Annotated in this window: 7 protein-coding genes; 2 read left to right on the forward strand and 5 right to left on the reverse strand. The window is 74.1% G+C overall.

What is annotated here, in order from left to right:
- Window positions 1-34 precede the first annotated feature (34 nt).
- From asnB to ACFU6K_RS18115, 5 genes are all read right to left on the reverse strand, one after another.
- A complete protein-coding gene (gene asnB / locus ACFU6K_RS18095) occupies window positions 35-1,852 on the reverse strand; it encodes an asparagine synthase (glutamine-hydrolyzing) (protein ID WP_380664120.1) in 1,818 nt (605 codons plus the stop codon).
- Window positions 1,849-3,300, reverse strand: coding sequence for a phenylacetate--CoA ligase family protein (locus tag ACFU6K_RS18100; protein ID WP_380664122.1), 1,452 nt, complete (start codon window positions 3,298-3,300; stop codon window positions 1,849-1,851). Before ACFU6K_RS18100 ends, asnB begins: the two co-directional genes overlap by 4 nt.
- Before the next feature lie 83 nt (window positions 3,301-3,383).
- Entirely contained in the window at window positions 3,384-5,006 is a 1,623-nt protein-coding gene (locus tag ACFU6K_RS18105; protein WP_380664124.1) for an aromatic amino acid lyase, read from the reverse strand.
- Between the two features lie 272 nt (window positions 5,007-5,278).
- A complete protein-coding gene (locus ACFU6K_RS18110; RefSeq protein ID WP_380664126.1) occupies window positions 5,279-6,481 on the reverse strand; it encodes a cytochrome P450 in 1,203 nt (400 codons plus the stop codon).
- Between the two features lie 100 nt (window positions 6,482-6,581).
- Window positions 6,582-7,811, reverse strand: coding sequence for an acyltransferase family protein (locus tag ACFU6K_RS18115; RefSeq protein WP_380664128.1), 1,230 nt, complete (start codon window positions 7,809-7,811; stop codon window positions 6,582-6,584).
- A gap of 206 nt (window positions 7,812-8,017) precedes the next feature.
- Between ACFU6K_RS18115 and ACFU6K_RS18120 the strand changes: the two genes are divergently transcribed.
- The gene (locus tag ACFU6K_RS18120) at window positions 8,018-9,517 is read left to right on the forward strand and encodes an MFS transporter (RefSeq protein ID WP_380664130.1); all 1,500 of its coding nucleotides are present in this window, start codon (window positions 8,018-8,020) and stop codon (window positions 9,515-9,517) included.
- Complete coding sequence (locus tag ACFU6K_RS18125) at window positions 9,514-10,563, forward strand: SGNH/GDSL hydrolase family protein (RefSeq protein WP_380664132.1); 1,050 nt, start codon at window positions 9,514-9,516, stop codon at window positions 10,561-10,563. Before ACFU6K_RS18120 ends, ACFU6K_RS18125 begins: the two co-directional genes overlap by 4 nt.
- Window positions 10,564-10,606: the final 43 nt, after the last annotated feature.

Below are 10,606 nucleotides of genomic sequence, written 5' to 3' on the forward strand. Positions count from 1 at the left end.
GGGGTGCGGGCGGCGCGGTCGGAGGGGGCGACGGTCAGAGCACCACGCGGACGTCGTACGTCCGCAGCCAGGCGTCCAGCAGCAGGGCGCGCGGCAGCCAGGGCGGCGGGGTGAAGGTGCCGGTGTGCCAGTCGCCGCCGTCCACCTGGGCGCGCAGCGCCTCGGCGTTCAGCAGCGGCAGGGCGGGCGAGTCCTTGTCGGCGAGCAGCGCGCGGACGGCCTCGCGGACCGCCTCCAGGTACTCCGGGCTCTGCCCGAACGGGAAGCCGCTCTTCTGCCGCCGCACCACCTCGGTGGGCAGCAGGTCGGCGACCGCCTCGCGGAGCAGGCCCTTCTCCTGGCCCCCGGCCCGCTTGAGCGCCCACGGGGTGTTCCACACGTACTCGACCAACCGGTGGTCGGTGAACGGCAGCCGGACCAGCAGGCCGGCCGCGAAGCTCATCCGGTCCTTGCGGTCGAGCAGGAACGGCAGGAAGCGGGTGAGCTGGAGGTGGAAGGCCTCGCGCAGCCGCAGGTCCGCGCCCGACTCGCCGTCCAGCCGCGGGACTTCGGCGAGCGCCTCGCGGTAGCGGGCCGCCACCTCGGCGTCCACGTCCAGGTGGCGGCGCAGCTCGGCGGAGAGCATCCCGCTGCGGTCGGAGATCCCGGCCGACCACGGGAAGTTCGCGGTCGGGCGCTCCGCCTCGGCGGTGAACCAGGGGAAGCCGCCGAAGACGTCGTCCGCGCCCTCGCCGGAGAGCACCACCTCGGCGTGGCCGCGCACCTCGCGGAAGAGCAGGTGCAGCGAGACGTCGAGGTCGCCGACGCCGGGCAGGTCGCGGGCGCGCAGGGTGGCGCCCAGGTGGTCGAGCAGCGAGGGGGCGTCCAGCAGGATCTCGGTGTGCCTGGTGCCCACGTGGTCGACCACCGCCTTCACGTACGGGGCGTCCCGGCTGACGTGCAGGGCGTCGGCCTTGAAATCGGTCTCGCTGCCGGCGAAGTCGACCGAGTAGGTGGAGACCTTGTCGCCGCCGGCCGCGGCCAGGCCGACGATGGCGCTGGAGTCCAGGCCGCCGGAGAGCAGGGCGCCGGGCTTGACGCCGGTGTCGGCGGACTGTCGGCGCACGGTGTCGGCGAGCAGGGCGCGCACCCGCTGGACGGTGGTCCGCTCGTCGTCGGTGTGCTCGGCGGCCTCCGGCGCCCAGTAGCGCCGGTGGCGCACGCCGTTCGGGCCGGCCGTCAGCAGCCAGCCGGGGCGGACCTCGCGCAGGCCGCGGTAGACGGCGTCGCCGGGGCGCTTGAGCGCGACGGTGAGGACGTCCACCAGGCCGTTCGCGTCCACCTCGGCGGGCAGCCCGGCGGCCAGCAGGGCCTTCGGCTCCGAGCCGAACGCGAGGGAGCCGTCCGGGAGTTCGGACCAGTAGAGCGGCTCGACGCCGAGCCGGTCGCGGATCAGCACCAGCTCCTCGGTGCGGGTGTCCCAGATCGCCGCCGCGTAGCCGCCGACCAGCCGCCCGGCGGCGTCGGCGCCCCACTCCAGGTAGGCGCGCAGGACGAGTTCGGCGTCCGAGCCGTTGCGGATGCGGTGGCCGCGGGCGGTCAGCGCGGTGTGCAGCGGGCCGGGGTTGAGCAGCTCGCCGGAGAAGGCGATGACGGCCGGGGCCGGATCCAGTTCGGGCGGGAACCAGGGTTGCGGTACGTCGTTGCGCGGCCCGGTGTGGAACTGGCGGTGGCCGAGCCCGGCGTGCCGGGCCAGCCAGGTGCCGCCGCGGCGCGGGCCGCGGTGGGTCAGGGTGTCGGTGGACTCCCGTACGAGGTCGGCCCGTTCGCGCACATCCCCGCTGCGCGACACCAGCCCGAAGAGACCGCTCATGCCTTCACCCCCGTGGCCTTCTCGACCTGCGCCAGTGACTCGCGCACCAGCGAGGTGAGCGGTGCGGGCAGCCGGCCCCAGTTGGCCTCCTCGTTGAGGTCCAGGACCCGGGAGAGCTTCCAGCCCAGGTACTGGCCGAGCGAGGCCAGCGGGGGCAGCTTCTCCACCGGGTGGACGGTCACCGTGTACTCCTCGAACAGCGGGGCGAGGCGCTGCTCCAGCACCCGCGACCAGGAGCCGTCCGGGGTGCCGTCGGTGGTGACCAGGCAGACGATGGTCCGCCCGCGCAGCACCAGCATGTAGTTGAACACCGAGGCGCCCGGCAGGGCCTCGGCCCACAGCGCCTCCTCCAGGTCGTCCTGGCGGATGTTGTTCTCGGCGAGCAGCAGGACGTCCTGGGCCCGGCCGAGGGTGCGCAGGACGGGCAGCCGGATGCCGCAGTCGCACGGGTCGGTCTCGATCCGGACCAGGTCGCCGGTGCGGTAGCGCAGCAGCGGCCGGGAGGGGATGTCCAGGGTGGTGACGACCAGTTCGCCCTGCACCGGGTCGGTGTCCGGGCCGAGCACGGTGGTGCGCTCGCCGTCGTCGATCTCCAGCAGGTAGCTCTGCAACTGGAGGTGCAGCCGCCGGTGTTCGCAGGTGACGGCGAGGGTGCCGGTCTCCGAGGACCCGTACGAGCCGACGTAGGCGGTGCCGCCGGTGAGGCGTTCGAGGTGGCGCACGAAGCTGGGGCCGGTCTGCTCGGCCATCAGCAGCAGCCGGTCGAAGCGGGGCAGCGGCAGGCCGTTGCGCTGCGAGAACTGGGCCAGTTCCAGCAGCCGGGAGGGCGGTCCGACGTAGACGTTGGCGTTCAGTTCGGAGATCAGCCGCAGCACCCGGGTGTAGTCGCCGGTGATGTTGTCCACCCAGGGGCGGAAGGACATCACCCCGAGGTACTCCAGCACCTTCTCGAACTGGTAGGCGGCGGGCGCGAAGGGGGCGTTGATGAGGATCAGGGCGACGTCGGCGGGCCGCAGCAGCCGGCCCCACATCTCGCCGATGTTGAGCGTGTTGATCAGCAGGTCGTCGACCGCCTTGGGGGCGGGGGCCGGGTCGCCGGTGGTGCCGGAGGACTCGTAGTAGTGCAGGAACTCCGACAGCGGGCGGGTGAACGCGCCGGCGCCGTGGCCGCCGAGTTCCTTCTTGCCGAGGAAGGGCAGTGCGGCGAAGGCGTCCAGGGCCTCGGCGGGGGTCAGCGGGTCGTCGGAGCGCAGCCGCTCGGCGAGTCCGCCGGCGAGGGTCTCGGCGTACATCGGGGAGCGCACGGCGGCGGCCAGCGTGGTGGCGAGCTTGGCGCCGTAGCGGTCGGCCGGGTCCTGGCCCTGCCAGGTGCGGTGGATCAGGGCGGTGTGGGAGTCCAGGCGCTCGGCGGCGTCCTGGCGTTGGGCGGGGTCGCGCAGTAGCAGCATCTCTGATTGCTCCTCGGGCTGTGGGGAGTCGCGGACGGGACGTGCCGGTGCGGGGGAGGGGAGGTACGGGGGAGGGGAGGGGGTCAGTGTGCGGCGAAGGGCTCCGGGAGCCCGGCGGCGCGGCGCAGCGAGCCGTCCCGGACCAGGCCGGCCACGGCGGCGATGTCGCCGTCCATCCGCCGGTCGCGGTCGGTGAACGGGGCGTGCTCGCGGATCAGGCCGTGCACCTTCTGGAGGGTGGGCGAGGCCTGGCGCAGGCCCCGCAGCTCGACCGCCTGGGCGACGGCGAGCAGGTGGATCGCGGTGACGTCGCGGGCCAGTTCGACGACCGTACGGGCGTCGCGGGCCGCGATCGTGCCCATGCTCACCTTGTCCTGGTTGTGCGCCTCGGTGGACCGGGAGAACAGCGAGGCGGGGGCGGCGGTCTTCAGCGCCTCGGCGGTGAGCGCGGAGGCGGCGATCTGCATGCCCTTGAAGCCGTGGTGCAGCCCGGCGTGGGCGTCGGTGTCGGCGGCGGGGGCGATCAGGTTGGGCGGCAGGCCGCGGTTGAACTTGGGGTCGACCACCAGGGCGAGTTGGCGGTCCAGCAGGTCGGCGGTGTTGGCGACGGCGGTCTTGAGGCTGTCCATGGCCTGGCCGACGTGGCCGGCGTAGAAGTTGCCGCCGTGGTGCAGCAGTCCCTCCTCGGTGTCGAACAGCGGGTTGTCGGTGGAGGCGTTGACCTCGGTCTCCAGCCAGGGCCGCACCCAGTCCAGGGTGTCCCGCAGCACGCCGGTGACGTGCGGGGCGCAGCGCAGCGAGTACGGGTCCTGGATGCGGTGCTCGTGGGTGAGGAAGCCGCGGTCGCCCAGGCGCTCCTGGCGGTCGAGGATGCCCCGGTAGTCGGTGGCGAGCTCGGAGCCGTCGAGCAGGGCGCGGATGGTGGCGGCGGAGGTGAGCTGGCCGCGGTGCGGCTTCTGCCGGTGCAGGAACGGGTGGAAGTGCGAGGCGTTGCCGTGCAGCGCCTCCACCGCGAGGGCGGTGGCGAGGTCGGCGGCGGCGGCGAGTTCGGCCGCGTCGTGGGCGGCCAGGACGGCGAAGGCGGAGGTGAAGGCGGTGCCGTTGATCAGGGCCAGGCCCTCCTTGGCGGAGAGCACGACCGGCTCGATGCCCTCCTCGGCGAGCGCCTCGGCGGCCGGGCGGACCCGGCCGCGGTGCAGCACCTCGCCCTCGCCGAGCAGGGCGTGCGCCAGGTAGCAGAGCGGGACGAGGTCGCCGCTGGCGCCGAGCGAGCCCCGTTCGGGGATGAGCGGCAGGATGTCGGCGGCCAGGTGGCGCAGCAGGGTGTCGACCACGGCGGGGCGGATCGCGGACGGGCCGCGGCCCAGGCAGTTGGCGCGGATCAGCTGGACGGCGCGGGCGACCTCGGGCGCGGCGGTCGGGCCGGTGCCGTTGAGGTGGTAGGTGACGAGGTTCCGCTGGAGCGCGGCGGCCCGGTCGGCGGAGATCTGGTGCGCGACGGAGTCGCCGAAGCCGGTGGTGATGCCGTACAGCGGGATGCCGCGCGCCAGCCAGTCCTCCTTGAGCGCGACGGAGGCGGCCATCCGCTCGGCGGCGGCGGGGGCGAGGACCGGTCCGGCGGCGCCGGGGCGGGCCCGGGCGACGGACACGATGTCGGTGAGGGTCAGGTCGTGGCCGGTCAGGGCCAACGGGGGCGTGGTGGGCATGGGGCCTCGTTCCTGGGTGGAGCGGGTGGTCCGGTCGAGGGGACGGGTGTACCGGCTGGCCCCAAGTCTCGGGATCGGACAGGTGTTCCGTCTTCGGGCGTCCGTACGGACCAGAACCCGTCCCTACGGCCGGGCGGCGGGTGACGACCCGGCCCAACGGACGGGCCGTCGGACCGGGTCGCCGTATCCGGGTGCCGGGGTCGCCCGGCCGGGCCGCCGGGAAGGGGGTTACCGGGTCGGGGCCCCGGGGCCGCTTCCGGGTCCCGGGGCCGTCACCACTCGACGGGCAGCGCCTTCGGACGCAGCGTCAGCAGGCCGCCGAGCCACTCGACCTCCTCGGCGGGCACCGCGAGCCGCAGTGAGGGCAGCCGGCGGGCCAGGGTGCCGAAGGCCACCTGGAGCTCCATCCGGGCGACGCCCGCTCCGGGGCAGTAGTGGGCGCCGTGGCCGAAGGCGACGTGCCGGGGGTCGGCGCGGGTGAGGTCGAGCCGCTCCGGGTCGTCGACCCGGCGGACGTCGCGGCCGGCCGCGTGCATCACCGGGATGACGCCCTCGCCCCTGGCCACCGGGGTGCCGGCCAGCTCCAGGTCCTCGGTGGCGACCCGCATGAAGCCGATCTCGGACGGCGGGGCGTAGCGCAGCAGTTCCTCGGTCGCGTTCTCCAGCAGGTCGGGGCGCTCGGTGAGCAGCCGCCACTGGTCGGGGTGGCGCAGCAGCTGGTAGAGCGCCCGGGAGACCGCGCTGACCGTGGTGTCGTGGCCGGCGACCAGCAGGTTGATGCCGAGCCAGACCAGCTCGCGCTCGTCGAGGCGGTCCTGGTCGTCGCGGGCCGAGATGAGGGTGGAGAGCAGGTCCTCGCCGGGGTTCGCCCGGCGTTCGGCGACCAGCCCGGCGACGTACGCGGCGGACTCCTGGCGGGCGGCGAGCCGCTCCTCGGGGGTGTGGGCGGTGATGGAGACCAGCCGGTCGGTCCACTGCTGGAGCAGCGGGCGGTCCTCGACGGGGGCGCCGACCATCTCGCAGATCACCCAGACCGGCAGCACGGCGGCGAAGTCGTGGTGCAGGTCGGCGGGCCGGGGACCTTCGACCAGGTGGTCGATCAGCTCGTCGGCGATCTCGACCACCCGGGAGCGCCAGCGCTCGGCCTTGCGCGGGGTGAAGGCGGGGGAGATCAGCCGGCGCAGCCGGGCGTGGTCGGGGCCCTCCTGGTTGAGCAGGTTGTACGGGTTGTCGGAGAAGTCCTCGCCGGAGACGGTGCGTACGGCGCCCGGCTCGCGCAGGGCGGCCCGGGACAGCCGCTGGTCGGAGAGCGCGGAGACGACCTCGTCGTAGCCGGTGACCAGCCAGGCCTGGTCGCCGCTGGGCAGTCGGACCCGGCTGACCGGGCACTTGGCGCGCAGCTCGGCGAACTCGGCGGGCGGCTCGCCGTAGGGGGAGAGCGGGAGGGGGTAGGCGGTGAGGTCCTGATCGGTCATCGGTCTGCCTCTCGGTCGGTTCGCTGTGGTCGTGGTCGTGGTCGTGGTCGTGGTGGTGGTCGTGGCCGGGGTGGTCGTGGTCGGGTGGTGGGACCCGGGGTCAGGTGGTCCGGGACGGGGTGGCGGCGGCCAGGCCGGGTGCGGGCGTCGGGCCCGTGGCCGGGTCCGCCGAGGGGTCCGCCGAGGGGCCCGGGGGCGGGGAGTTGGCGGGGCGCCGCCGGGGCGCGGCGAGCAGCCGTACCGCCGGGAGCTCGACGTACCGGTGCAGGAGCCCGGCGAGCAGCCAGGCGGCGGTGAACGCGCCGAGCAGCAGCGCGGCGGCGACCGGGGTGCCGAAGGTCCGTCCGGCGCCGAGGGCGCGGTGGCCGTGGTCCAGGACCAGCCGGTGGACCAGGTAGAAGGCGAAGGTCCAGCTGCCGAGGGTGACCATCGGCCGGGAGGTGAGGAAGGAGCGCCGGGCGGCCACGTCGCGGGCGGCGAGCGCGGGCAGCAGCAGGGCGATCGGGACGATCGCGGGGGTGGTCAGGCCCCACAGGAACGGCAGCTGTTTGGCGAGGAGTTGGGCCGGGACGAGGAGCAGGGCGGCGGGCAGCGCCCCGACCGGCAGCCGGCGGCCGGTGAGGACGATCCGGGCGAGCAGGATGCCCAGGACGAACTCCAGCAGCCGTACCGGCGGGAACACGTAGACGAACCAGAACTGCCACACCGAGCCGGAGCCGAACGGCAGCGGCGGACGGTCCGGCAGCAGGGCGGCGGCGGCCGGGACGAGCAGGATCGCGGCGATCACCCCGGCGGTCCAGGCCCAGAGCCGTTCGGGGCGGATCCGCCGGATCCAGCGCACCAGCAGCGGGAAGGCGGCGTAGAAGAAGACCTCGCAGGAGATCGACCAACTGACGTCGTTGAGGCTGGAGAAGACCTCGCGGTCCGGGTCCCAGGTATGCACCAGGAACAGGTTGGGGACGGCCTGGCGGAGGGTCGCCGCCGTGCCCGCGAGGGCGAGCAGCACCAGTGCGGCGGCCCAGGTGAGCACGTGCAGCGGGTAGATCTTGGCGGCGCGGCGGCGCCAGAAGCCGCGGGCGCCGTGGTCCGGGCGCGAGCCCCAGGTGATCACGAAGCCGCTGAGGACGAAGAAGCAGCTGATCGCGGTCCAGGCGCCGTTGCCGACGAGCCAGGCGTAGGCGTCGGCGACCCCCGCGTCGCCGAACGGTTTCTCCATGTCGGCGTGGAAGGCGAAGACCGGGACCACGATCAGGAACCTGATGCCGGTGAGCGAGGGCAGGCGGGGACGTCTGGCGGATTCGGGCAGGGGCCCGGGCAGGGATTCGGGCATGGGTGGGCAACTCCCCCGTGGGTTGGGCCGATATTTCTAAGGTTCGGCAATTATCAAACAATAGGAAGTCAACTCCTCGCGATGCAAGGGGTGTTGGGGCTCGTGTAGCTCCAAGATTGTTTGACGCTAGATGATTTGACTGCTACGTTCGGTCCACTTGATTGAGATGCAGACGATTGTCTGCCAGATGGATTGGGAGAGGGCCGATGCCGGACACGGCGCCCCGCACCCTCGGCGCACACAAGGGGCTGGCACTCCTGGTGCTCTGCGCCCAGCTCTTCCTCGACTCGATGGACGTCTCCCTGATGGGAGTCGCCCTACCGGAGATCAAGCAGGACCTCGGCCTCGGGCCGGAGACGCTGCAGTGGATCATCTCCGGCTACGCCGTCGCCTACGGCGGCTTCCTGCTGCTCGGCGGCCGCGCCGCCGACCTCTTCGGCCGACGCCGGCTGTTCTTCTGGGCCACCGCCGTGTTCGCCCTGGTCAGCCTGGCCGGCGGGCTCGTCTCCGACGGCACCCTGCTGGTCGTCAGCCGCGTCGTCAAGGGCGTCGCCGCCGCCTTCATCGCCCCCGCGGCGATGTCGATCATCACCACCACGTTCAAGGAGGGCCCCGAGCGCACCCGCGCGATGGGCATCTTCTCCCTCACCGGCGCCAGCGGCTACGCGGCCGGCCTGGTGTTCTCCGGCGTCCTGACCGAACTGCACTGGCGGCTCATCTTCTTCGTGCCCTTCGTCGTCGCCTCGCTCGTCCTCGCCGTCACCAACTACGCCGTCGCCCCCGACCAGCCGCGCACCGGCGAACGGCCCGGCTTCGACGCGGCCGGCGCGCTCACCGCCACCGCCGGCGTCCTGCTGCTCGTCCTCGGACTCGTCCGCGCCCCCGAGGTCGGCTGGGGCTCCGCTACCACCCTCGGCTCGCTGATCGCCGCCGTCGTCCTGCTGGTCGCCTTCGTGGTCATCCAGCAGCGCCGCACCGACCCGCTGCTGCCCCTGCGGATCTTCCGCTCGCGCACCCTGTCCACCGCCAACACCGTCGGCCTGGTCTGGGCCTGCGCCACCATCGGCTGGCAGTTCATCGCCCTGCTCTACCTCCAGCAGGTGCTCGGCTACAGCGCCCTCCAGGCGGGCCTGGCGATCGTCCCGATGGCCGCCGCGATCCTGCTCGCCGTCAACCTCGCGCCCAGGCTGATCAACCGCTCCGGGCTGCGCCCCGCGGCCGTCCTCGGCCTGCTCCTCCAGGGCGGCGGCATCCTGCTGTTCCTGCGCACCGGCACCGACAGCAACTACCTGAGCGTCCTGCTGCCCGCGCTGATCGTGCACGGGCTCGGCAACGGCACCAGCTTCCTCGCCTTCAACATCGCCGCCGTCGGCGGCGTGAAGAACGAGGACCAGGGCCTGGCCACCGCGCTGGTCACCGCCGCGCTCCAACTCGGCGGCGGCATCGGCGTCGCGGTCGGCGCGGCGGTGCTCACCGGCGTCGGCGGCGCCTCGCCCTCGCTCTCCGCGTACCACTGGGCCTTCCTGGTGGCCGCGCTGTTCTCGGCCGTCGGACTGGTCGCCGCCGCCCTCGGGCTGGGCACGCCGAAGGGCGGGGGCGGGACGGACGAGGGCGCCGCGGAACCGGTGGTCGGGGAATCGGCGGTCGGGGAGTCGGCCGCCGACGCCTCGGCCCGGGTCGCGGACCTCCAGGAGGGCCGGGCGTGACCGCCACCCGGCCCGCCGCCACCGCGGCCACCACCGACGCCGTCGAATCGCTCACCCCGGACGACCCCCGGCTCTCCTGGGACGGCATCAGCGGCCTGGCCCGCCACGAGGACCGCTGGATCCCGCTGCGCCTGCCGCTGGACCGGGTGGCGACCACGCTCTCCGCCGACTTCGCCCGCCTCGCCCGGCTCCCGGCCGGCGCCCGCTTCGGCCTGCGCACCGACGCCGTCGAACTGGTCCTGGAACTGGACGCCGAACCCGGCAGCGCGCCGCTGGACGTGGTGGTGGACGGCGTCGTCGCCCACCGCTGGCACCCGGTGTCCGGCCGCCACCGGCTGGTCCTGCCGCTGCCCGCCGGCGCGAACGGCCCGGCCGAGGTGGAGGTCTGGCTGCCGCACCTCAGCCGCACCCGGCTCGGCCCGCTCGCGCTGCGCGGCCACCGGGTGCTGGAGCCCCTCGAACGCACCGGCCCGCGCTGGATCGCGTACGGCAGCTCGCTCACCCACGCGATGTTCCCGCACGGCCCGTCCGAGAGCTGGGTCTCCCTGGTGGCCGTCCGGCACGGCTGGCGGCTGCGCAACCTCGGCTTCGCCGGGGAGGCCTACCTGGACCCGCTGGTCGCCCGGGTCGTCCGGGACACCCCGGCCGAGCTGATCACCCTGGAGATCGGCACCAACGTCTACATCCGCGGCGTGTTCACCGCCCGCAGCTGGGGCTCGGCAGTGTGCGGCTTCGTCGAGACCATCCGCGACGGCCACCCCGACACCCCGATCGCGGTGATCGCCGCGCTGCCCTCGGTGGAGCGGGAGAAGGCGGTCAACTCCGCCGGGCTCACCCTGGAGGGCGTCCGCGAGCTGACCGGCGAGGCGGTCCGGGTGCTCCAGCGGCTCGGCGACCCGCGGCTGCACCTGGTCGACGGCCGGGAGGTGCTGCCCGTCGCCGAGGCCGACCGGGTCTACGCGGACGGGCTGCACCCGACCCCGGACGGCGAGCACGACCTCGCCGACCGGGCCGCGCCGATCCTCCGGCGGCTCCTGCCCGGCTGAGCGCCCGGGCCGACGGCGGTGCCCCGACGGGATGTTCCCGTCC

This window comes from Kitasatospora sp. NPDC057512 (genome assembly GCF_042802135.1).
Taxonomy (GTDB): Bacteria; Actinomycetota; Actinomycetes; order Streptomycetales; family Streptomycetaceae; genus Kitasatospora.

Bases quoted from the DNA above. Each gene is read 5' to 3' on its own strand.
- asnB (WP_380664120.1), bottom strand. From the start codon at position 1,852: ATGAGCGGTCTCTTCGGGCTGGTGTCGCGCAGCGGGGATGTGCGCGAA.
- ACFU6K_RS18100 (WP_380664122.1), bottom strand. From the start codon at position 3,300: ATGCTGCTACTGCGCGACCCCGCCCAACGCCAGGACGCCGCCGAGCGC.
- ACFU6K_RS18105 (WP_380664124.1), bottom strand. From the start codon at position 5,006: ATGCCCACCACGCCCCCGTTGGCCCTGACCGGCCACGACCTGACCCTC.
- ACFU6K_RS18110 (WP_380664126.1), bottom strand. From the start codon at position 6,481: ATGACCGATCAGGACCTCACCGCCTACCCCCTCCCGCTCTCCCCCTAC.
- ACFU6K_RS18115 (WP_380664128.1), bottom strand. From the start codon at position 7,811: ATGCCCGAATCCCTGCCCGGGCCCCTGCCCGAATCCGCCAGACGTCCC.
- ACFU6K_RS18120 (WP_380664130.1), top strand. From the start codon at position 8,018: ATGCCGGACACGGCGCCCCGCACCCTCGGCGCACACAAGGGGCTGGCA.